The following is a 22,149-nucleotide window of genomic DNA, read 5'->3' as shown; positions in this document are numbered from 1 at the left end:
GACCGCCCCCCATGTCCAACCGTTTCAGCCCCGCTCCCGGCCTGGGCAACCCCCATCTGCAGACCCTCTGGGGTCCGCTCTGGCGCAAGAAGACCGTACTCGACCGCCAGCGCGAACGGCTCTGGCTGGACGACGGCGACTTTCTCGACCTCGACTGGTTCGGCCCCCACGCGGCCTCGACACCCCTGGTACTGCTCCTGCACGGGCTCACCGGATCCTCGAATTCGCCCTATATCGTCGGCATGCAACAGGCCCTGGCCAATCGCGGCTGGGCCAGCGTCGCGCTGAACTGGCGGGGCTGCTCCGGCGAGCCGAACCTGTTGGCCCGCAGCTATCATTCCGGGGCCAGCGAGGACCTCGCCGCGACCATCGCCCACCTTCGGCGCAAGCGGCCCCTGGCGGCACTCTACGCCGTAGGGTATTCGCTGGGCGGCAACGTGCTGCTCAAGCATCTGGGGGAAAGTGCCAGCGACAGCGGCTTGCAGGCTGGCGTCGCGGTCTCGGTGCCGTTTCGCCTGGATCAGTGCGCAGACCGCATCGGCCAGGGTTTTTCCAAGGTCTACCAGGCGCATTTCATGCGCGAGATGCTCGCCTACATCAAGGACAAGCAGCGCCAGTTCCAGCATGACGGCAGACTCGAAGGCCTGGCGACCCTCAGCGATCTCGGCCCGCTGACGGGCATGCGCACCTTCTGGGATTTCGACGGCCGGGTGACCGCGCCGCTGCATGGCTACCGGGATGCCCAGGATTATTACCGCCGGGCATCGAGCCGGTACTTTCTCGGCGCGATCCGCACACCGACCCTGATCATCCAGGCGGCGGACGACCCCTTCGTGTTCCGCCACAGCCTGCCGGAGCCGGCCGAGCTGGCGGCGGATACCGAGTTCGAGTTGCAGGACAAGGGCGGTCATGTCGGCTTCGTCGACGGCAGCCTGGGCAAGCCCGGCTACTACCTGGAGCGACGGATTCCGCAGTGGCTGGCCGGCCGCTGAGCCCTGTCACCGACTGATGCCTGGTGCGGGCCGTTTCACGATACGGGGCATGACTTATGGCCCCATTCGCGGGCAAGCCCTGCTCCTACACGAGGGCGGTGTGGTGCGCAAGACTGGCGAACGACGCTCAGCCTGTAGGAGCAGGGCTTGCCCGCGAACAGACCAGCCACTCAATCGCCGATAGCGATCGCCCGCTGCGGATCGGTGATCCACTCGCTCCACGAGCCCGGATACAAGGTTGCCAGCGGATAACCCGCCAGGCTCAGCGCAAACAGGTTGTGGCACGCCGTCACCCCGGAGCCGCAATAGGCCACCAGCTCCTGCACCGGGCGATCACCCAACTGGGCGGCAAAACGCTGCTTGAGCTGATCGGCCGGCAGGAACCGTCCGTCGGCACCGAGGTTGTCGTTGAACGCCGCGCACTGCGCCCCCGGGATATGCCCGGCGACCGGATCGATAGGCTCCACCTCACCCCGAAAACGCGGCAACGCGCGGGCATCGAGCAGCGTCATGGATGGCTGGCCGAGGCGCTGTTGCAACTGTTCGGCAGTGATCAGCAATGAAGGGTCCGCACTGTCGCTGAAAGTGCCACGGCCACTCGGCGGTGGATTCAGACTCAACGGCAACCCGGCCGCGTGCCAGGCCTTCAGGCCGCCATCGAGCAGGAACACGCCATCGCGCTTGCCCAGCCACGCCAGCAACCACCAGGCCCGGGCCGCGTACATGCCGGGGCCATCGTCATACAGCGCGATGTCACTGTCGGCGCTGATCCCCCAGGCCTGCAGACGCTCCACCAGCACCGCCGGCTCGGGCAGCGGGTGACGCCCGGTCACGCCCCGGGTCACCGGGCCGCTGAGATCGCGCTCCAGATCGGCGAAGTGCGCGCCCTCGATATGCCCCTCGGCATAGCTGCGCTGGCCATAGTCGGGGTCTTCCAGGGCAAAACGGCAATCCAGGATCACCAACCCGGGCCGGGCCTGGCGCTCGGCCAGTTGCTGCGGGCTGATCAATTGCGCAAGGGGCATGACTCATTCCTCGTAAAGGGATAAAACAACCCGCCGCCCTAGGCCTCTTCCAGAGCCTTGGCCAGAGGGACATAGAATTCATTCAGCAACCTGTCGACCGCCTCCCGGGCCTGGGGCGTGACGAAGCCCGACTCGAGCACCAGCACCTGGTACACCCCACGCTTGATCGACTCCTCGCTCAGGTGGTTGGCGCTTTCCCGGGTGGTGCTGAGAAAGCGCACCCAGGAGGTCAGAACGATCCAGGCGTTGAGGGTCAGCGACTCGATCTGCACCGCGTCCATCGCGAGAATCCCGGCATCGACGAAACCCTTGTAGATCAACTGCCCCTGGATCAGGCAGCGCTGGGAGAACCGCCGATAACGCGCCGCCAGTTCGGCATCGCTTTCGAGCAGGTGTTCAAGGTCGCGATGCAGGAAACGATAGCGCCACATCGCTGCCAGCAGCGCCTTGAGATAGAAGCGCTTATCCTCGATGGTCGCGGCGCGGCCCTGGGGCGGGCGCAGGAAACTGTCCACCAGTTCTTCGTATTCGGCGAACAGCACGGCGATGATCGCCTGCTTGTTGGGGAAGTGGTAGTAGAGGTTGCCCGGCGAAATCTCCATGTGCGCCGCGATGTGATTGGTGCTGACGCTGCGCTCGCCCTGCTGGTTGAACAGGTCGAGGCTGTTCTGAACGATGCGCTCACTGGTTTTTATTCGTCGGGCCATGACTCAGCTTTACTTCAAGAGTGCGGTGTTTCGCATCTTACGGCCTATCACGCGAGGGATAAACGGTTCGTGGCGCCCACGGCTGTTGACATTTTCGAGCTTTAGCTCTAAACATTTGTTTAAAAATAAAAACACACTTTCTGGAGTGCGCCATGTCTGCCGAAATCGCCTACCTGCAGGAATCACAGCAGCAACAGAGCGAGCTCCAGCGCCTGTTCCAGGCCCAGCGCCGGGCCTATGCCGCGCATCCGATGCCACCGGCCGAGCAACGTCGGCAGTGGCTGGAGAGCCTGCGCCATCTACTCAGCGACGAACGGCGGGCAATTATCGAAGCCATCAACGCCGACTTCGGCAACCGCAGCGCCGACGAGACCCTGCTGGCCGAACTGATGCCCAGCCTCCACGGCATCCATTACGCCCGCAAGCACCTCAAGCGCTGGATGAAGCCGGCCCGGCGCCAGGTCGGCCTGGCCTTCCAGCCGGCCTCGGCCAAGGTGGTCTACCAGCCGCTGGGCGTGGTGGGCGTGATCGTGCCGTGGAACTACCCGCTGTTTCTCGCCATCGGCCCGCTGGTCGGCGCCCTGGCCGCGGGCAATCGGGTGATGCTCAAGCTCAGCGAATCGACCCCGGCCACCGGCCTGCTGCTCAAGGAACTGTTGGGCCGGGTATTCCCGGAAGATCTGGTGTGCGTGGTACTCGGTGACGTGGACATCGGCATGGCCTTTTCCAAGCTGCCGTTCGATCACCTGCTGTTCACCGGCGCCACCAGCATCGGCAAGCACGTGATGCGCGCCGCCGCCGAGCACCTGACGCCGGTGACCCTGGAGTTGGGAGGCAAGTCGCCAGCGATCGTCTCCGGCGACGTACCACTCAAGGACGCCGCCGAGCGCATCGCCTTCGGCAAGACCCTGAACGCCGGCCAGACCTGCGTGGCCCCGGACTACGTGCTGGTGCCGGAGGAACGGGTCGGTGCCTTCGTCGAAGCCTATCGCCAGGCGGTACGCGGCTTCTATCCGACCCTGGCGGACAACCCGGACTACACCAGCATCATCAACGAACGACAGCTGGCACGGCTCAACGGCTACATCAGCGATGCCACCAGCAAGGGGGCGCTGCTGATTCCGCTTTTCGACCAGGGCCAGCAACGCCGCATGGGCCACAGCCTGCTGCTGAATGTCAGTGACGAAATGACCGTCATGCAGGACGAGATTTTCGGTCCGCTGCTGCCGATCGTTCCCTATAAGGGCCTCGATGAGGCTTTCGCCTACATCAATCAGCGACCCCGCCCACTGGCGCTCTACTACTTCGGCTACAACAGGCGCGAGCAGCAGCGGGTGCTCCACGAAACCCATTCCGGCGGGGTCTGCCTCAACGACACCCTGCTGCACGTTCCCCAGGAAGACCTGCCGTTCGGCGGCATCGGCCCCTCGGGGATGGGCCATTACCATGGACATGAAGGCTTCCTGACCTTCAGCAAGACCAAGGGCGTATTGACCAAGCAGCGCTTCAACGCCGCACGACTGATTTACCCGCCCTATGGAAAATCGATCCAGAAACTGATCCAGAAGCTGTTCGTTCGCTGACCTTGCCCAGGTATAACAATAATGACTTCAAGCCTGTCCGAATCCCCCGAGCTGTCACGGCGCGGCCTGCTGAAACTCGGCCTGTGCGCCAGTGCCTTCCTCACCACTGCTGGACTGGCCGCCAGCCTGACCGGCTGTTCGGCGGCCGGGCCGGCCAACGGCTTCGTCGTCCTGCAGGCGGCTGACCTGCCGTTTCTGCGGGCGCTGATCCCGGTGATGCTGCAGGGAGCGGTGAGTCCCGACAAGATGCCCGCCGCCGTTGACCAGACCCTGGCCAGCCTCGACAAGAGCCTCGCCCACCTCTCGCCGGAGATGCTCAAGCTCACCCGTCAGTTGTTCGACGTGCTCGGCATGGGCATTACCCGCGGCCCACTGACGGGCATCTGGGGTAGTTGGGAAAATGCCAGTACCGAGCAGATCCAGGCCTTTCTCGAACGCTGGGAAAACAGCCTGCTGAGCCTGCTGCGCATGGGCCACGCCTCACTGCTGCAACTGGTGATGATGGCCTGGTACAACCGCCCCGAGGCCTGGGCCCACTGTGGCTATCCGGGGCCGCCCAAGGTCTAGCTTCGCCGCCGCCCTCAACTAGGCACACCTGTCAAAACAACAATAAAAGAGGCGTCACATGCCGGTACCCGATCTGTTCCGCGAAGGCCTGGCCCGCGGCTGGAAAACCTACAACGGCTCGCAACTGCAACAGGACCTGACCCTGGAGGCCGATGTCGCGATCATCGGCAGCGGTGCCGGCGGCGGAACCACCGCCGAAATCCTCAGTACCGCCGGCTATAAGGTCTTGCTGATCGAGGAAGGGCCGCTGAAGACCAGTGACGACTTCAAGATGCTCGAAGACGAGGCCTACACCAGCCTCTACCAGGAAGGGATCGGCCGCATGAGCAAGGATGGCGCCATCACCATTCTCCAGGGCCGCGCGGTCGGCGGTACCACGCTGATCAACTGGACCTCCAGCTTCCGCACGCCCGAGCCGACCCTCGAACACTGGGCCAGGGAACACAACGTCAAGGGCCACAGCGTCGCCGAGATGGCGCCGTGGTTCGAGAAAATGGAGCAGCGGCTCGGCGTCGCGCCCTGGGTGATGCCACCCAATGCCAACAACGACGTACTGCGCAACGGCTGCGAAAAGCTCAACTACAGCTGGAAGGTCATCCCGCGCAACGTGCGCGGCTGCTGGAACCTGGGCTACTGCGGCATGGGCTGCCCGACCAACGCCAAGCAGTCGATGATGGTCACCACAATCCCCGCCACCCTGGAAAAGGGCGGCGAACTGCTCTACCTGGCACGCGCCGAGCGGCTGCTGATCGAGGGCGACAAGGTCAGCGGCCTGCAATGCTCAGGGATGGACCCGCGCTGCGTCGCCCCCAATGGCCGCAAGATCACCGTCAAGGCCCGCCACTACGTGCTGGCTGGCGGCGGTATCAACAGCCCCGGGCTGCTGCTGCGTTCCCAGGCGCCCGACCCGCACGATCGCCTGGGCAAACGGACCTTCCTGCACCTGGTGAATTTCTCCGCCGGGCAGTTTTCCGAGGTGATCAACCCCTATTACGGCGCCCCGCAATCCATCTATTCCGACCATTTCCAATGGCTGGACGGCACCACCGGGCACATGTCCTACAAACTGGAAGTGCCACCGCTGCAACCGGCACTGGCCAGCACCCTGCTCGGCGGCTTCGGCCCGCAGAGTGCCCTGCGCATGGAACAGTTGCCGCACACCCACGTGATGCTGGCCCTGCTGCGCGACGGTTTTCACCCCGACAGCCCGGGCGGTGAGGTGGAACTGCGCGGCGATGGCAGCCCTGTGCTCGACTACCAGGTGTCGCCCTACGCCTGGGACGGCCTGCGCCGGGCGTTCCACAGCATGGCCGAGATCCAGTTCGCCGCCGGCGCCAAGTCGGTGTTGCCGCTGCATGCCGATGCCAACTACGTGAACTCGCTCGCCCAGGCCAAAACCCTGATCGATGGTCTGCGCCTGGAAACCTACCGCACCCGGCTGGGCAGCGCCCACGTGATGGGCGGCTGCGCCATGGGCGAAGACCCGAAAACCGCGGTCGCCGACAGCCTCGGCCGCCACCATCAACTGCGCAACCTGTCGATCCATGACGGCTCGCTGTTCCCCACCAGCATCGGCGCCAACCCGCAGCTTTCCGTCTACGGGCTGACCGCCCAGTTGGCGTCGGCCCTGGCAGAGCGCCTGAAAACCGCATAAGAGGAGTGTTCACGACGTCCATACGGCTTTCTTCCATGCGTCCTGACTTGGCCGACAGGAAAGGCTGCGATACCATCCGATTCCCCAACGGACTCCCACCAGGACGACGCGATGAACCGAGTGTTGTACCCAGGTACCTTCGACCCGATTACCAAGGGCCATGGCGATCTGGTCGAACGCGCCGCGCGCCTGTTCGACCACGTGATCATTGCCGTGGCCGCCAGCCCGAAGAAAAACCCGCTTTTCCCGCTGGAACAGCGTGTGGAGTTGGCCCGCGAGGTCACCAAGCACCTGCCCAATGTCGAAGTGATGGGTTTTTCCACGCTGCTGGCGCAGTTTGCCAAGGAGCAGAACGCCAACGTGTTCCTGCGTGGCCTGCGTGCCGTGTCGGACTTCGAGTACGAATTCCAGCTGGCGAACATGAACCGTCAACTGGCACCGGAGGTGGAGAGTCTGTTCCTCACGCCGTCCGAGCGCTACTCGTTCATTTCCTCGACGCTGGTTCGAGAAATCGCCGCATTGGGCGGAGATATCAGCAAGTTCGTCCACCCGGCGGTGGCCGACGCCCTGACCCTGCGCTTCAGGAAGTAACCCCGCCTGGCAGCTCCCGGGAGCTGCCACGGACGGCGCAGCTGACGCCAGCCCTGACGTACCCGCGTGCACTGCGCGCGTCAATGCGGCACAATTGGCACATCCAGTTTTCACGTTGCCCGGGCCTGCCGCCCGGGCCGGAGTGCCCATGTCCCTGATCATTACCGACGATTGCATCAACTGCGACGTCTGCGAACCCGAGTGTCCGAACGCCGCCATTTCCCAGGGCGAAGAGATCTACGTGATCGACCCGAACCTGTGCACCCAGTGTGTCGGCCACTACGACGAGCCCCAATGCCAGCAGGTCTGCCCGGTGGATTGCATCCCGCTGGACGAAGCTCATCCGGAAACCCAGGAAGAGCTGATGGCCAAGTATCGCAAGATTACGGGCAAGGCCTGATATCCAGCGCCCCGTGGAGGATTCCATGGTTGTTGGCAAGCTGTGCGGGCCTCTTCGCGAATAAATCCGGCCCCCATAAGTGCTCGCGCCGTGCATGAATCCTGCGAACGACGCTGACGCTGTGGGAGCTGGACTTATCCGCGAACAGGTCGCCGCGAAAGCCCCCTGCAGATCACTGATCGCCGTCGAAACCTTCCGCCGTGCATCCCAGGCACCGGGCGAAGGCCGCCTTGCCCGGGTCGACCACCAGCGCCTTGCCGGCCTTGCCCACGCCCTTGAAGCCACCAAACACGGTAAACGGCAACGAAACCACGAAGACCGCCGTGCCGACCAGGGTTGCGCCCACCAGCAGCGGCCGTGCAACCAGCAGATCACCGATCATCGCGTAAGCCGGCGGATTCTGGATCTTGTAGGTCGGGTCGCCGCTGGTCCCGTCTTCGGCCAGGGCCGGCAGTGACTGCAGGCCAAAGGTCAGGGCCAGCAACAAGGCCAGGGTACGAAACGGTGTCATGGCGCTATCCTTGGGCTAAGCAATGGGGGCAAAGACTCACTATAGCGCCTGCCGGCAACTCGGGTCAGCTCTGACAACGCGGGCAATACACGCTGGCACGCTGCCCCAGGCGAATCTCGCGCAAGCCGCTGCCGCAGACCTTGCACTGCTCGGCGCCACGACCATAGACGAACAGCTCCTGCTGGAAATAGCCGGGCTGGCCGTCACCGCCGATGAAGTCGCGCAAGGTGGTGCCCCCACGCTCGATGGCATGGGCCAGCACCCGCTTGATCTCGGTCGCCAGCTTCAGGTAGCGCGCCCGGGAAATACCGCCGGCCTCGCGCCGCGGATCGATCCCGGCGGCGAACAGCGCTTCGGTCGCATAGATGTTGCCCACGCCGACCACCACCGCGTTGTCCATGATGAACGGCTTGACCGCCATCGAGCGCCCACGGGACAGCTGGAACAGCCGCTCGCCGTCGAACAGGTCGGTCAGCGGTTCCGGCCCCAGCCGCGCCAGCAATTCGTGCTTGAGCGGGTCGAGACTCCAGAGCATGGCCCCGAAACGGCGCGGGTCGGTATAACGCAGGGCCAGGCCCGACTCCAGCTCGATATCCACATGCTCATGCCTGGCCGCCGGCAGGCCGACCTCGACCAGGCGCAGGTTGCCCGACATTCCCAGGTGGCTGATCAGCGTGCCGACCTCGGCATTGATCAGCAGGTACTTGGCCCGCCGCTCGACCTGGACGATCCGCTGCCCGGACAGCCGCACATCCAGATCTTCCGGGATCGGCCAGCGCAGGCGCCGGTCGCGGACGATCACGCGACTGACCCGCTGCCCTTCCAGATGAGGCGCGATACCGCGCCGGGTGGTTTCGACTTCGGGTAGTTCAGGCATGAAGATTCCCGTTCAGGAAATGGCGTGCGCCCGATCAGTGCGCACCCAGTTCGCGGATGTTTTCCCTGAGTGTCTCGAAGTCGTAGTCGGACAGGCCGACGTAGTCGAGCACCAGGTGGCCGATGGCATTCCATTCGCGGTCCTCGGTCTGGTTGCCCAGTACCCGATGGGACTCACAGATATGCTCGGCCATTTTCAGGATCGCCAGCAGGTTCTTCAACTGGCTGTTGCGGGTCGATTCGTCGCTGAAGATCGCCAACGCGTTGTGGTGGTTGGCGATGGCGTTGGTCACGTGCTCCGGCAGGCGCCAGGACTTGGCCGTGTAGTAGCCGACCACCGCATGGTTGGTGTTGAACGCGTCGTTCTCGGTGTCCACCACCCGCTTCTCGGGACCGGCATCGGCGTAGGCCCGCTCCAGCACCGTCATGTAGTCGGGGAAGCGCTTGAGCATCAGCGGGATCCCGCAATCGTGAAACAGCCCCAGGGCATAGGCCTCGTCGATGGCCTGGGAGCCGGTGCGCTTGGCCAGCGTCAGGCTGGTCATCGCCACGTCCTGGGCGGTGTCCCAGAAGCGGTTGAGGGTCACGATGGTTTCATCGGCCATCTCGCCCTTGATCGACTGCGCGTTGATCAGGTTGATGATCGAACGGCTGCCCAGCAGCGTCACCGCCCGCTGGATCGAGGCGATCTTGTTGGTCAGCCCGTAGTAGGGCGAATTGACGATCTTGAGCAGCGCACCGGAGAGCCCGGGGTCCTGACTGATCAGCCGGGCGATCACATCCAGATCCGGATCAGGCATGTACTGCTCCATCTGCAGATCCACCATGATCTGCGGTTGAGGCGGCACGCTGATGCCTTGCAAGGCCTGCTGGATCTGTTCGGCTGAAAGTTCTTGGGACATTGGTACACACTCCGGGCGAGTCGCCGATTCTAGCGGAAAAGTGGTTCAGGATGGGTGATATGTGAACTCAATCACATGAAACTTGACGAACCGGTGAACGCCAACTCCCGTTATAATTCCGCTCTTTTTTCCCGGAGCGACGCCATGTCCCTGCCCAGCCTGCGCCTCAAAGCCAATGCCGACCGCCGCCTGCGCGCCGGCCACCTGTGGGTCTACAGCAACGAGATCGACGTGGCCGCAACCCCGCTGCACGGCTTCAAGGCCGGTGACCAGGCCATTCTCGAGGCCGCCGGCGGCAAGGCCCTCGGCATCGTCGCCATGAGCCCGAACAACCTGATCTGCGCCCGCCTGCTGTCGCGCGATGCCCGCCTGCCACTGGACAAGTCGCTGCTGGTGCACCGCCTCAACGTCGCCCTGTCGCTGCGCGAACGGCTGTTCGACAAGCCGTTCTATCGCCTGGTGTACGGCGATTCCGACCTGCTGCCGGGCCTGGTGGTCGACCGTTTCGGCGATATCCTGGTGGTCCAGCTCGCCTCGGCGACCATGGAACAGCACAAGGCCGACGTGATCGCCGCGCTGGTCCAGGTACTCAAGCCCAGCGGCATCCTGTTCAAGAACGACTCGGCGGCGCGTGATGCCGAGGGCCTCGAGCGCTATGTCGAGACCGTGTTCGGCCTGGTGCCGGAGTGGGTTGCCCTGGAAGAGAACGGCGTGAAGTTCGAGGCGCCGGTGATGGAAGGCCAGAAAACCGGCTGGTTCTACGACCACCGCATGAACCGCGCGCGCCTGGCGCCGTACGTGAAGGGCAAGCGGGTGCTCGACCTGTTCAGCTACATCGGTGGCTGGGGCGTGCAGGCCGCGGCCTTCGGCGCCAGCGAAGTGTTCTGCGTCGACGCCTCGGGCTTCGCTCTCGACGGCGTGGAGCGCAACGCCGCACTGAACGGTTTCGCCGAGAAGCTGACCTGCATCGAAGGCGACGTATTCGAAGCCCTCAAGGAGCTGAAGTCCGCCGAAGAGCGTTTCGACGTGATCGTGGCCGACCCGCCAGCGTTCATCAAGCGCAAGAAGGACCTGAAGAACGGTGAGGGCGCCTACCGTCGCCTGAACGAACAGGCCATGCGCCTGCTGAGCAAGGACGGCATCCTGGTCAGCGCCTCATGCTCGATGCACCTGCCGGAAGACGACCTGCAGAACATCCTGCTGACCAGCGCCCGCCACCTGGACCGCAATATCCAGCTGCTGGAACGCGGCGGCCAGGGCCCGGACCACCCGGTGCATCCGGCGATCCCGGAAACCCGCTACATCAAGAGCATCACCTGCCGCCTGCTGCCCAACAGCTGAGTGGCTGGCGCCCCGCCCTGTATCCAGGGCGGGTGGCGCCTCGCCGGTCACTTTCCGCCCAAGTTGAAACTCCTGCGGCACTCGCCCTCCCGAAAGTGCTCGCCCACCGCAATTAACTGGATATGACCGACATATAACTCGGACATAGCCTACATAACTGCTCATTGCCAACTTTCTTCATGAGCCTATTATCTGATTAATCGCCCACTATCGAGGCGATATAAACAGAAAGGAGGCACAAGCATGGAAAAGATAAAACTTGAGCATAAAGTATCCGCAGGCCATCACGCGATGCTCGGAACGTCGAAATAAACCCGAGACAGGCTGGGTCGATTCCCCCATCTTCGATCCAGCCTGAAAACCGAAAAGCGGGCACAGACTCATGCATATCAATCCCGACCTGTTCATCCTGATAAAGCCACCTGCACTTGTCATCTGGAACTACAAGTCCCATGAACAGTACTCGATGGATAAACACCATGCCGACCGGCTGACCGAACTGCTCGAAAAGCCCTCCCGCTTCGACCCGCACCACCCTGTCGACTCGACCTTCGTGAGCACCGGCATCCTCAGCGCAAACCCCTTTCCCAACGACCACTGGGGCTGGGACGACCTGTCGAGGATCTTCCATATCGGCACCCGCGACCTGCCGCAGGCGAACACCCCGGACAACAGTGTCCAATGGGCACGGGACTACCTTGCCCACTGCCGGGAAGTCATGCAGCGCCAGCAGCCACCGCCCCACCGCCATGCCACCGTTCTGCACCAGGACATGATCCACCTTCCGCCGCCATTGCCGGGTCATGGCGAGAGCAACAGCGTCGACTTCACCAGCGTGCTCCTGCAACGCAAGACCTGCCGCAAGTTTTTCGACTGGCGTATTTCCCTCGAACACCTCAGCACGGTTCTTTATCTTTCCCTGGGTTATCTGAGGGAACGCGAACTGGATACTGACCCTTGCATACCGGAAGACTTTCGTGCACGTCGCAGCAGTCCATCAGGGGGCGGCCTTAATTGTAGCGAAGGTTATCTTTATATTCGCAACGTCGACGGCATAGGACCGGGTTTTTATTATTATCACCCTGACAAACATGCACTGACGCTTATAAGAGGCCTCGGCGTGCCACTGGCCACTTTAGTGCAAGGCCAGCACTTTATCGAAAACTTGCCATTCGGCATATTCATTACTTGCCGATTCGACAAGATGTGGTGGAAGTATCCGCATTCCCAGGGTTATCGCGTCGCCCTGCTGGAAGCCGGGCATATATCGCAAACCTTCCAGCTCACCGCCACCGCCCTGGGCCTGAAGACCTGGGTAACCGCCGCCCTGTGCGAACAGAAGATCGAGCAGGCGCTGCGCTTGGAGGACCTGAGCGAGCAGCCACTGCTGTTCGTCGGTGCCGGCTACAGCCACGGCGAATCGATCTGCGACGAACTTCAGGAACTGCTCAAGACCCCATCGGGAAGCCAATGATGGCGTCGACCGACACAAGCATCCGGCAATCGAGCCGCCCCCAACTGCTGCTGGTCACCGGCATATCACTGATCAGCTTTTTCCCGCTCAATGTCCTGTTGCCGGCGTTTCCAGCCCTGGCGGAGCAATTCGCCACCTCGACCGCCGACATCGCCCTGACGGTCAGCCTGTTCACCCTGGTCTTTGTCGTCTCGCAGTTGGTGATGGGGCCACTCTCCGATCGGTTCGGACGCAAGCAGGTGCTACTGGCCTGCCTTACCCTCTCCTGCATCGGTGCCATCGGCTGCACCCTGGCCACGGACTTCGTCGCCTTCCTGTTCTTTCGCAGCGTCCAGGCACTGGGTTGCGGCTTCTTCGTCCTCGGCCTGGCGCTGGTCGAAGACCTGTTCGAGCCGCAGGAGCGCATCCCTGTTCGCATTTTCTACATGAGCTTCAGCGGCCTGTTCGTCGCCCTCTCACCCCTGCTCGGCTCCTGGCTGCTGGACAGCTTCGGCTGGAGGAGCAGCTTCCATGCCTTTACCCTGGTCGCTGCCGGCCTCTTCCTGCTGGCCTTGCGGGCGCTGCCTCGGCGCTCCGCAACCGGGACCACGCAAGGTCCGGCGCCGCGCCAGTCGATGCGCAAGATCCTCGGCCATGGCGACTTCCGTCGTTACTGGCAGATCGCGGCGCTGGTGTTCTGCCCCTACTTCGCCCTGACCAGCGTCTCGCCGTTGATCTTCATGGACGGCTTGCGCCTCTCCGAATACCAATACGCCATCGTGCTGCTGATCTATGGTGCTGCCTACCTGCTGGGTGGCGTGCTGGCCACCCGGTTGCAGAAGCGCCTGGGCGTGCGTGCGCAGATCGATATCGGCCTGCTCCTGCTGGGTGCCGCCGGCCTGGCACTGCTGCTGACCCTGCAACTGGGGCTGGTCTCCACCGCCAGCCTGCTGCTGCCGATGTGCCTGAGCGCCGCAGCGGTCAGCATCACCCGCCCGACGGCGACCTCCGCAGCGATGCTGCTGTTCCCGGCGAACGCCGGCACCGCGGCGTCGGCGGGCAACACCCTCATGTTTCTGGCAGCCGCCGCCAGCAGCGCATTGCTGGCCAGGAGCGACGTCCTGCTGCTGCCGACCCTCGGCATGGGCTTCGTCATCTGCAGCCTGCTCGGCCTGCTGAGCAGCGCCAGGCTCGGGCGCTGAACGCCGCCGTCGCGTCCACCCCATTCCTTCCAGCCGCCAGCGGTGTAGAATCGTCCTATTCATCGCCAGTCATCCCCCGGCGGGTTTATGAGCTCAGGCTGAGACGCACGGCGATCCCGTGCCGTTGTCGGCAGCTTTCGGACACACGGCCATTTTCCAGGTGTTCCCGAGGGTCAACAGAAGCTCACTCCCCACTTGTTACCTGATTAGCCGCCCGGAGTGCTCCATGCCTGATTACCGCTCGAAAACATCCACCCACGGCCGCAACATGGCCGGTGCCCGCGCCCTGTGGCGCGCCACGGGGATGAAAGACGCCGACTTCAAGAAACCGATCATCGCCGTCGCCAACTCCTTCACCCAGTTCGTCCCCGGTCACGTCCACCTCAAGGACATGGGCCAACTGGTCGCCCGCGAAATCGAACGCGCCGGTGGCGTCGCCAAGGAATTCAACACCATCGCCGTGGATGACGGCATCGCCATGGGCCACGACGGCATGCTCTATTCGCTGCCGAGCCGCGAGATCATCGCCGACTCCGTCGAGTACATGGTCAACGCCCACTGCGCCGACGCCATCGTCTGCATCTCCAACTGCGACAAGATCACTCCCGGCATGCTGATGGCCGCCCTGCGCCTGAACATCCCGGTGATCTTCGTCTCCGGCGGCCCGATGGAAGCCGGCAAGACCAAACTGGCCTCCCACGGCCTGGACCTGGTGGACGCGATGGTCATCGCCGCCGACTCCAACGCTTCTGACGAGAAGGTTGCCGAGTACGAGCGCAGCGCCTGCCCGACCTGTGGTTCGTGCTCCGGCATGTTCACCGCCAACTCGATGAACTGCCTGACCGAAGCCCTGGGCCTGGCCCTGCCGGGCAACGGCTCGACCCTGGCCACCCACGCCGACCGCGAACAACTGTTCCTGCGCGCCGGTCGCGACATCGTCGCGCTGTGCCAGCGCTACTACGGCGAGAACGACGACTCGGTACTGCCGCGCAGCATCGCCAACTTCAAGGCGTTCGAAAACGCCATGACCCTGGACATCGCCATGGGCGGTTCCACCAACACCATCCTGCACCTGCTGGCCGCTGCCCAGGAAGCCGAAGTCGCCTTCGATCTGCGCGACATCGACCGCCTGTCACGCAAGGTGCCGCAGCTGTGCAAGGTCGCGCCGAACATCCAGAAGTACCATATGGAAGACGTGCACCGTGCCGGCGGCATCATCAGCATTCTCGGCGAGCTGGCCCGTGGCGGCCTGCTGCACACCGACCTGCCGACCGTCCACAGCAGGAGCTTGGCCGAGGCCATCGCCCAGTGGGACATCACCCAGACCGACGATGAAGCGGTGCACACCTTCTTCAAGGCCGGCCCGGCCGGTATCCCGACCCAGACCGCGTTCAGCCAGGCGACCCGTTGGGAAACCCTCGACGACGACCGCGAGAACGGCTGCATCCGCAGCGTCGAGCACGCCTACTCGAAGGAAGGCGGCCTCGCCGTGCTGTACGGCAACATCGCCCTCGACGGTTGCGTGGTGAAGACCGCCGGTGTCGACGAGTCGATCCTGGTGTTCGAAGGCAACGCGAAGATCTTCGAAAGCCAGGACAGCGCCGTGCGCGGCATCCTGGCCGACGAAGTGAAGGCCGGCGACATCGTGATCATCCGCTACGAAGGCCCGAAAGGCGGCCCGGGCATGCAGGAAATGCTCTACCCGACCTCGTATCTGAAGTCCAAGGGCCTGGGCAAGGCCTGCGCCTTGCTGACCGACGGCCGCTTCTCCGGCGGCACCTCGGGCCTGTCCATCGGCCACGCTTCCCCGGAAGCCGCTGCCGGCGGCGCGATCGGTCTGGTGCAGGATGGCGACAAGGTACTGATCGATATTCCGAACCGCTCGATCAACCTGCTGGTCAGCGACGAGGAACTGGCGGCCCGCCGTGCCGAGCAGGACAAGAAAGGCTGGAAACCGGCCGAACAGCGTCCACGCAAGGTCACCAGCGCGCTGAAGGCCTACGCCCTGCTCGCCACCAGCGCCGACAAGGGCGCGGTGCGCGACAAGGCGATGCTGGACAAACTGGTGCCGTAAGCTCCGCGTCCGCTCTTGTGCCGCAGAGCGACACAGGCTGCATTCCCACGCGGAGCGTGGGAATGATCAGCTCAGAAGTAAAAAGCCCGGCACTTCTGCCGGGCTTTTTACTGCCTGCTCGGAGCAACCCGGTCTTACTGGATCTCTTCCGGCTTGACGATCACCCAGTTCTTGTCCGCCGTTACCGTCAGACCTTCCTTTTCCTGGGCTTCGGCATTGCTCTTGATCATGCCGTTAAGCTGGTTCATGTACTTGTCCTTGCGGTTGACCCACAGGTGTACGCCACCCTTGGCCACGTCGACGCTGTGGAACAGCATGTAGCCATCGCTCGACGGGGTGTCGCCACCGACCAGTACCGGTTTTTTCCACTGGTCGATATAGGTCAGGATGGCCGCCTGCTTGCCGGCCATCCAGGTCGCCGGGGTCCACAGGTACGGAGTCAGTTCCAGGCCGAGGTTGGCCTTCTCGTCATACTTGCCAGCGCTGATCTGCTTGCGCGCGGTGGTCAGCTCGCCGGTCTTGCGGTCCTTGAGCAGGGTGGTCACACCGATCACGTTCTGCGGCTTGACGTTATAGCCATACTTGGGATCGGCCGCGACCATGCGCACCAGTTCCTCGGAGGCGGCGGTCATCACGTAGACCTCGATACCGTTCTCCATCAGTTTGTTGTACAGCTCGACCTGGCCGGCGAAGACCTTCGGCGGCTGCACCTCGATGTTCTTCACCACATCGCCATCGTAATAGGTGCTCGGCACCGGCTTGCCCGACGCCATCAGTTCGTCGACGTAGCCCTTGAGCTCCTTGAGGGTGAAACCGGAGAACACCTGGGCCACCCACGGGTAGCAGACCATGTCGTCGATTTCGCAGAGGCGGTAGTAGTAGCTGAACAGGCTTTCCTTGTGGTCGGCGGTGTCCTTGAACGGGATCAGCTTCAACGACGGGTCCAGGGTATCGCGGGTGATCAGCCCCTTGTTCTCCATGTACGGCAGCAGCGACTCTTCCAGGTCATAGCGGTAACTGGTGTTGTCCATGTCGAACACCGCGAAATTACCCTTGTTGGCGTTAGCGGCGATCATCGCCTCCAGTTTCTTGGCCTGATCCTGCGGCCAGTGCTTGAGCTCGGTGGCATAGGCCTGGCCGGCAAGGCCCAGGCAGAGTGCGGCGGCGAGGAGTTTGGGGGCGAATTTCATGGGCGGGATCTTCCTGGATGAAAGTCTGTGACGCTAACAAATCCGTGTGACAGTTCTCATCCGAGGACGACCGCCCGCGTCCTGATCCCGCCACCGGCATACGCCCCAGCGTCATCAGCTTATTCCAAAAGCGACAGTCGACATTCCATTTAGATATTAAATCTATATATATCAAGCTGTTAGGCTGAACGGTTCACAATCACCGCCCCAGAGTGATTGGCACTCATTGTTTCCGGAGTCTTCATGAACCTGCCGCTGATTCTCAATCTGCTGGTGTTCCTCGCCCTGTTGCTGGGCCTGGCACAAACCCGCCATACCTCCTGGAGCCTGGCCCGCAAGGTGTTGTTCGCCCTGGCCCTGGGCGTGGCGTTCGGCATTGGCCTGCATACCGTCTACGGCGACGGCAACCCGGTGCTCAAGGCCTCCATCGCCTGGTTCGACCTGGTGGGCAACGGCTACGTGCAGTTGCTGCAGATGATCGTGATCCCGCTGGTGTTCGCCTCGATCCTCAGCGCCGTGGCCCGCCTGCACAATGCCTCGGCACTGGGCCGGATCAGCTTCCTGACCATCGGCACGCTGCTGTTCACCACCGCCATCGCCGCGCTGATCGGCATCCTGCTGACCAACCTGTTCGGCCTGAGCGCCGAAGGCCTGGTGGCCGGTACCCAGGAGATGGCCCGCCTGCAGACCATCCAGAGCGACTACGCCGGCAAGGTCGCCGACCTCAACGTGCCGCAACTGCTGCTGTCGTTCATTCCACAGAACCCCTTCGCCGACCTGGCCCGGGCCAAGCCGACCTCGATCATCAGCGTGGTGATCTTCGCCGCCTTCCTCGGCATCGCCGCCCTGCAACTGCTCAAGGATGACGTGCAAAAGGGCCAGAAGGTGATCGACGCCATCGACACCCTGCAGGCCTGGGTAATGCGCCTGGTAAGGGTGGTGATGAAGCTCACCCCCTACGGCGTGCTGGCCCTGATGGCCAAGGTGGTGGCCGGCTCCAACCTGCAGGACATCATCAAGCTCGGCAGTTTCGTGGTGGTCTCCTACCTCGGCCTGGGGCTGATGTTCGTGGTCCATGGCCTGCTGCTGTCACTGGCCGGGGTCAACCCGCTGCGCTTCTTCCGCAAGGTCTGGCCCGTGCTGACCTTCGCCTTCACCAGCCGCTCCAGTGCCGCGAGCATCCCGCTGAGCATCGAGGCGCAGACCCGTCGCCTGGGAGTTCCACAGTCGATCGCCAGCTTTGCCGCCTCGTTCGGTGCGACGATCGGTCAGAACGGCTGCGCCGGCCTGTACCCGGCAATGCTGGCGGTGATGGTGGCACCGACTGTCGGCATCAACCCGCTGGACCCACTGTGGATCGCCACCCTGGTGGCCATCGTCACCCTGAGTTCGGCGGGCGTGGCCGGCGTCGGTGGTGGCGCGACCTTCGCAGCACTGATCGTGCTGCCGGCGATGGGCCTGCCGGTGTCGCTGGTGGCGCTGCTGATCTCGGTGGAACCGTTGATCGACATGGGCCGTACCGCGCTGAACGTGAGCGGCTCGATGACCGCCGGCACCCTCACCAGCCAGATGATGAAGCAGACCGACAAACGCCTGCTGGATGCCGATGAGCATGCGGAGCTGGCACAGGCCTGAGCCCTGCATCGTCTTAGCAGAGGCGATCGCCAGGCATCGCAGTGCAGAGGGTCGTTCCCACGCTCCGCGTGGGAAACCTGCCGGGTGGTGACGCTCGGCACAATCCCTCAGGCCCGCTCCCACACCTCGAAACTGAAGGCCGGCTTGTCGCCCTCCGCCGGATGCGGCTCGTCGGAAACCCGCTGCCACAGGTTCAGGTCGAATTCCGGGAACCAGGCATCGCCCGCCGGGCTCAGGCCGACCCGGGTCAGGTACAGGCGATCGGCCTGCTCCAGCCCCTGGGCATACAGTTGCGCCCCACCGATCAGCATCAGTTCACTGACACCCTGCTCCAGCGCCCACGCCTCGGCCCGCACCAGCGCGGCCTCCAGCGACGGGAACACCTCGGCACCTTCCAACTGCAGTCCGGCCTGGCGGCTGACCACCAGGTTCAACCGCCCCGGCAACGGCCGACCGAGGGAGTCCCAGGTCTTGCGCCCCATGATGATCGGCTTGCCCAGGGTGGTGGCCTTGAAATACTTGAAATCCGCCGGCAAATGCCAGGGCATGCTGTTGTCGACGCCGATCACGCGGTTTTCCGCGAGGGCCGCGATCAGGCTGAGGGGAAGTTTGGTTTTCATGCCGAAGAGGATACCCGACACGCGGGTGCAGGCACTAGCCGCAGCGGTTATGCTTCTGGCACTCCCCCGCAACAGGATGGCGCGTGACTGAACCGACTCCCCTGCAACGCCTCTGGCTGACCGAAACCGTGCGCCTGCGCGAAGAACAGGCCGGGCCACTGGAAGACCTCGAAGCCAATCGTCGCGCCCGCGCAGCCGGTGGCGACCTGGCGACCCGCATCCAGCACCGCGCGCTCTGGCTCGCCGAGCGCGACGGCCAGCTCGCCGCCCTGCACCACTGGTTGCAGTGTGCGCGCCTGGCCCTGCTGCTGCTCGCCGTACTGGTGACCCTCAGCGGCGCCGGGCTGGCCTTCGCCGCCCTGGGCAACGGCCAGTTGCCGGTCAACGTGTTCTGGGCCCTGGGCATCCTGCTCGGGCTGAACCTGCTGCTGTTGGCGAGCTGGGCCCTGGGCCTGTTCTTCGCCGGTGGTCACAGCGCCAGCCTGGGCCGACTGTGGCTGTGGCTCAGCGAAAAACTCGCCCGCGATGCCCAAACGGTACAACTGGTGCCGGCACTGGTGCTCCTGCTGCAACGCCGACGCCTGAACCGCTGGGCCATCGGCGTGGTCGTCCACGGCCTGTGGCTGCTGGCCCTGGCCTGTGCGCTGGTGGTGCTGCTGACGCTGCTTGCCACCCGGCGCTACGGCTTCGTCTGGGAAACCACCATTCTCGGCGGCGACACCTTCGTCGGCCTGACCCAGGGCCTCGGCGCCCTGCCCGCGCTGCTGGGTTTCAGCGTACCCGGCGAGGCCACGATCCGCGCCAGCGGCAATGCCGCCCTCGACCTGGAAAACGCCCGCCAGGCCTGGGCCGGCTGGCTGGTCGGGGGGCTGCTGGTCTATGGCCTGCTGCCCCGCCTGCTGCTGGCGCTGCTGTGTCTATGGCGCTGGCGCAGCGGTGTGCGCGCACTGGCATTGGACCCGAACCTGCCCGGCTATGCCCACCTGCGCGAACGCCTGATGCCCAGCAGCGAACGCCTGGGCATCCACGATGCCGCGCCCGCACAGTTGCCCAATGCCGAGGCCGGAGTGACCGACCAGGACAGCGCCGGCGCCTTGCTGGTGGCCGTCGAACTGGACGACCAGCGCCCCTGGCCGCCCGCCCTGCCGAAGGATGTCCGCGACGCCGGAATTCTCGACAGCCGCGAATCCCGGCAGAAACTGCTCGAACAATTGACCCGTTTCCCGCCGGCCCGCCTGGCGATCGCCTGCGACCCACGGCGCTCGCCGGATCGCGGCAGCCTCGCGCTGATCGCCGAACTGGCCCGCAGTGCCGCCGCCACCCGCGTCTGGCTGTTGCAGGCACCGCCCGGCCAGGCGCTGGACGCCGACCGCCTCGGCGACTGGCACAACGCCCTGCAACAGCTCGAGCTGCCGTTCGCCGACAGCGCTCCGCTCATGTGGCTGGAGACCGGCCATGACTAAGCCGCTGAAACTGGCCGTGGTCGGCCACACCAATGTCGGCAAGACCTCCCTGCTGCGTACCCTGACCCGGGACGTCGGCTTCGGCGAAGTCTCCCATCGCCCCAGCACCACCCGCCACGTCGAGGGTGCGCGGCTGTCGGTGGACGGCGAACCGCTGCTGGAGCTGTACGACACCCCCGGCCTGGAAGACGCCATCGCCCTGCTCGACTACCTCGAACGTCTTGACCGGCCTGGCGAGCGCCTGGACGGCCCGGCCCGCGTCAACCGTTTTCTCGACGGCAGCGAGGCCCGGCAGCGTTTCGAACAGGAAGCCAAGGTGCTGCGCCAGTTGCTGGCCTCGGATGCCGGACTGTACGTGATCGATGCCCGCGAGCCGGTACTGGCCAAGTACCGCGACGAACTGTCGGTGCTGACCAGTTGCGGCAAACCGCTGCTGCCGGTGCTCAACTTCGTCAGCAGTGCCACCCAGCGTGAGAACGACTGGCGCCAGGCCCTGGCCCGCCTGGGGTTGCACGCCCTGGTCCGCTTCGACAGCGTCGCACCGCCGGAGGACGGCGAGCGCCGCCTCTACGAAAGCCTCGCGCTGTTGCTGGAAGGTTCCCGGCCGCAGCTGGAACGCCTGATCCGTGACCTGCAAGCGCAACGCCAGGCACGCCGGCAAGGCGCCAACCGGCTGATCGCCGAGTTGCTGATTGACTGCGCCGCCTGCCGGCGCCAGGTGGCCGGCGATGCCACGGCCGAAAGCACCGCCATCGCCGAACTGCGCCAGGCGGTGCGTCAGCGCGAGCAACGTTGCGTCGAGGCGCTGCTCAAGCTCTACGCCTTTCGCAGCGACGACGCGACCGCCAGCGACCTGCCGCTGCTCGACGGGCGCTGGGGCGACGACCTGTTCAACCCGGAAACCCTCAAGCAACTGGGCGTGAAGGTCGGCGGCGGGATCGCCGCCGGCGCCGCAGCGGGAGCCGGCGTCGACCTGCTGGTCGGCGGCCTGACACTCGGGGCCGCCGCCCTGGCCGGCGCCATCGCCGGCGGTGCCCTGCAGACCGCCCGCGGCTACGGCAACCGCCTGCTCGGCAAGCTCAAGGGCCAGCGCGAGCTGACGCTCGACGACAGCGTGCTGCGCCTGCTCGCGCTACGTCAGCGGCAATTGTTGCTGGCACTGGAGGCCCGGGGGCATGCGGCGCTGGAGCGCATCCAACTGGCAGCGCCCGCCGACACGACCTGGCGCGAAGGCAAGCTGCCGCAAGCGCTGGGCAAGGCCCGGGCTCACCCGCAGTGGTCATCGCTGAACCCGCAACCGAAACTGAGCCAGGCCGAACGCCAGGAGCAGATCGAGGCGCTGCAGCAAGACCTTTAACGGCGG

General features: G+C 64.4%; 20 protein-coding genes. 13 read left to right on the top strand and 7 right to left on the bottom strand.

The window, feature by feature from the left end:
• The first annotated feature begins 11 nt into the window (after positions 1 to 11).
• Entirely contained in the window at positions 12 to 992 is a 981-nt protein-coding gene (locus ACM62G_RS13830; RefSeq protein ID WP_419737336.1) for a hydrolase, read from the top strand.
• A gap of 170 nt (positions 993 to 1,162) precedes the next feature.
• On the opposite strand, the gene ACM62G_RS13825 is transcribed toward ACM62G_RS13830, so the two are convergent.
• Together ACM62G_RS13825 and ACM62G_RS13820 are read right to left on the bottom strand one after the other, a co-directional pair.
• Complete coding sequence (locus tag ACM62G_RS13825; RefSeq protein WP_419737335.1) at positions 1,163 to 2,017, bottom strand: sulfurtransferase; 855 nt, start codon at positions 2,015 to 2,017, stop codon at positions 1,163 to 1,165.
• Between the two features lie 38 nt (positions 2,018 to 2,055).
• The gene (locus ACM62G_RS13820; RefSeq protein WP_054058403.1) at positions 2,056 to 2,724 is read right to left on the bottom strand and encodes a TetR/AcrR family transcriptional regulator; all 669 of its coding nucleotides are present in this window, start codon (positions 2,722 to 2,724) and stop codon (positions 2,056 to 2,058) included.
• Positions 2,725 to 2,876: 152 nt separating this feature from the next.
• On the opposite strand from ACM62G_RS13820, the gene ACM62G_RS13815 reads away from it, so the two are divergent.
• The 5 genes from ACM62G_RS13815 (at position 2,877) to ACM62G_RS13795 (ending at position 7,519) form a co-directional block, all read left to right on the top strand.
• Positions 2,877 to 4,307: a coniferyl aldehyde dehydrogenase gene (locus ACM62G_RS13815; protein WP_419737334.1), complete on the top strand. Its 1,431-nt coding sequence runs from the start codon at positions 2,877 to 2,879 to the stop codon at positions 4,305 to 4,307.
• 21 nt (positions 4,308 to 4,328) lie between these two features.
• Positions 4,329 to 4,874, top strand: coding sequence for a twin-arginine translocation pathway signal protein (locus ACM62G_RS13810; RefSeq protein ID WP_054058401.1), 546 nt, complete (start codon positions 4,329 to 4,331; stop codon positions 4,872 to 4,874).
• Between the two features lie 58 nt (positions 4,875 to 4,932).
• A complete protein-coding gene (locus ACM62G_RS13805) occupies positions 4,933 to 6,528 on the top strand; it encodes a GMC family oxidoreductase (protein ID WP_273823321.1) in 1,596 nt (531 codons plus the stop codon).
• A gap of 111 nt (positions 6,529 to 6,639) precedes the next feature.
• Complete coding sequence (gene coaD, locus ACM62G_RS13800; RefSeq protein WP_054058399.1) at positions 6,640 to 7,119, top strand: pantetheine-phosphate adenylyltransferase; 480 nt, start codon at positions 6,640 to 6,642, stop codon at positions 7,117 to 7,119.
• A 148-nt stretch (positions 7,120 to 7,267) separates the two neighbouring features.
• Positions 7,268 to 7,519, top strand: a complete 252-nt coding sequence (locus ACM62G_RS13795; protein WP_054058398.1) for a YfhL family 4Fe-4S dicluster ferredoxin — start codon at positions 7,268 to 7,270, stop codon at positions 7,517 to 7,519.
• A 172-nt stretch (positions 7,520 to 7,691) separates the two neighbouring features.
• Here ACM62G_RS13795 and ACM62G_RS13790 read toward each other — a convergent pair whose 3' ends face one another.
• The 3 genes from ACM62G_RS13790 to ACM62G_RS13780 all read right to left on the bottom strand — a co-directional run bounded on the left by ACM62G_RS13790 (position 7,692) and on the right by ACM62G_RS13780 (position 9,754).
• Positions 7,692 to 8,030, bottom strand: coding sequence for a multidrug transporter (locus tag ACM62G_RS13790; RefSeq protein ID WP_419737333.1), 339 nt, complete (start codon positions 8,028 to 8,030; stop codon positions 7,692 to 7,694).
• Between the two features lie 64 nt (positions 8,031 to 8,094).
• Complete coding sequence (mutM, locus tag ACM62G_RS13785) at positions 8,095 to 8,907, bottom strand: bifunctional DNA-formamidopyrimidine glycosylase/DNA-(apurinic or apyrimidinic site) lyase (RefSeq protein ID WP_054058396.1); 813 nt, start codon at positions 8,905 to 8,907, stop codon at positions 8,095 to 8,097.
• Between the two features lie 34 nt (positions 8,908 to 8,941).
• Positions 8,942 to 9,754, bottom strand: coding sequence for an HDOD domain-containing protein (locus ACM62G_RS13780; protein ID WP_192842705.1), 813 nt, complete (start codon positions 9,752 to 9,754; stop codon positions 8,942 to 8,944).
• A 198-nt stretch (positions 9,755 to 9,952) separates the two neighbouring features.
• On the opposite strand from ACM62G_RS13780, the gene ACM62G_RS13775 reads away from it, so the two are divergent.
• From ACM62G_RS13775 to ilvD, 4 genes are all read left to right on the top strand, one after another.
• Positions 9,953 to 11,149, top strand: coding sequence for a class I SAM-dependent rRNA methyltransferase (locus tag ACM62G_RS13775; protein ID WP_054058394.1), 1,197 nt, complete (start codon positions 9,953 to 9,955; stop codon positions 11,147 to 11,149).
• A 382-nt stretch (positions 11,150 to 11,531) separates the two neighbouring features.
• Complete coding sequence (locus tag ACM62G_RS13770) at positions 11,532 to 12,623, top strand: SagB family peptide dehydrogenase (protein ID WP_419737332.1); 1,092 nt, start codon at positions 11,532 to 11,534, stop codon at positions 12,621 to 12,623.
• Positions 12,623 to 13,804: an MFS transporter gene (locus tag ACM62G_RS13765; protein ID WP_419737331.1), complete on the top strand. Its 1,182-nt coding sequence runs from the start codon at positions 12,623 to 12,625 to the stop codon at positions 13,802 to 13,804. Before ACM62G_RS13770 ends, ACM62G_RS13765 begins: the two co-directional genes overlap by 1 nt.
• Positions 13,805 to 14,030: 226 nt before the next feature.
• Positions 14,031 to 15,878 carry a dihydroxy-acid dehydratase gene (gene ilvD / locus ACM62G_RS13760; protein ID WP_419737330.1) on the top strand — a complete coding sequence of 616 codons (1,848 nt, stop codon included), beginning with the start codon at positions 14,031 to 14,033 and terminating at the stop codon, positions 15,876 to 15,878.
• A 134-nt stretch (positions 15,879 to 16,012) separates the two neighbouring features.
• Here ilvD and ACM62G_RS13755 read toward each other — a convergent pair whose 3' ends face one another.
• A complete protein-coding gene (locus ACM62G_RS13755) occupies positions 16,013 to 17,068 on the bottom strand; it encodes a haloacid dehalogenase-like hydrolase (RefSeq protein WP_419737329.1) in 1,056 nt (351 codons plus the stop codon).
• A gap of 243 nt (positions 17,069 to 17,311) precedes the next feature.
• On the opposite strand from ACM62G_RS13755, the gene ACM62G_RS13750 reads away from it, so the two are divergent.
• Entirely contained in the window at positions 17,312 to 18,703 is a 1,392-nt protein-coding gene (locus ACM62G_RS13750; protein WP_419737328.1) for an L-cystine transporter, read from the top strand.
• A gap of 107 nt (positions 18,704 to 18,810) precedes the next feature.
• On the opposite strand, the gene ACM62G_RS13745 is transcribed toward ACM62G_RS13750, so the two are convergent.
• Positions 18,811 to 19,323, bottom strand: a complete 513-nt coding sequence (locus ACM62G_RS13745; RefSeq protein WP_419737327.1) for a dihydrofolate reductase — start codon at positions 19,321 to 19,323, stop codon at positions 18,811 to 18,813.
• Between the two features lie 83 nt (positions 19,324 to 19,406).
• Here ACM62G_RS13745 and ACM62G_RS13740 point away from each other — a divergent pair, with 83 nt between their 5' ends.
• On the top strand, positions 19,407 to 20,786 hold the full coding sequence (locus ACM62G_RS13740) for a DUF2868 domain-containing protein (RefSeq protein WP_419737326.1): 1,380 nt from the start codon (positions 19,407 to 19,409) through the stop codon (positions 20,784 to 20,786).
• Entirely contained in the window at positions 20,779 to 22,143 is a 1,365-nt protein-coding gene (locus ACM62G_RS13735) for a GTPase/DUF3482 domain-containing protein (RefSeq protein WP_419737325.1), read from the top strand. The genes ACM62G_RS13740 and ACM62G_RS13735 overlap by 8 nt, the downstream gene beginning before the upstream one ends.
• Positions 22,144 to 22,149: the final 6 nt, after the last annotated feature.

It is taken from the genome of Pseudomonas sp. COR18, from assembly GCF_048568395.1.
GTDB classification, from domain to species: Bacteria; Pseudomonadota; Gammaproteobacteria; order Pseudomonadales; family Pseudomonadaceae; genus Aquipseudomonas; species Aquipseudomonas fuscovaginae_B.
This window is presented reverse-complemented; position numbering and strand designations above follow the sequence as displayed.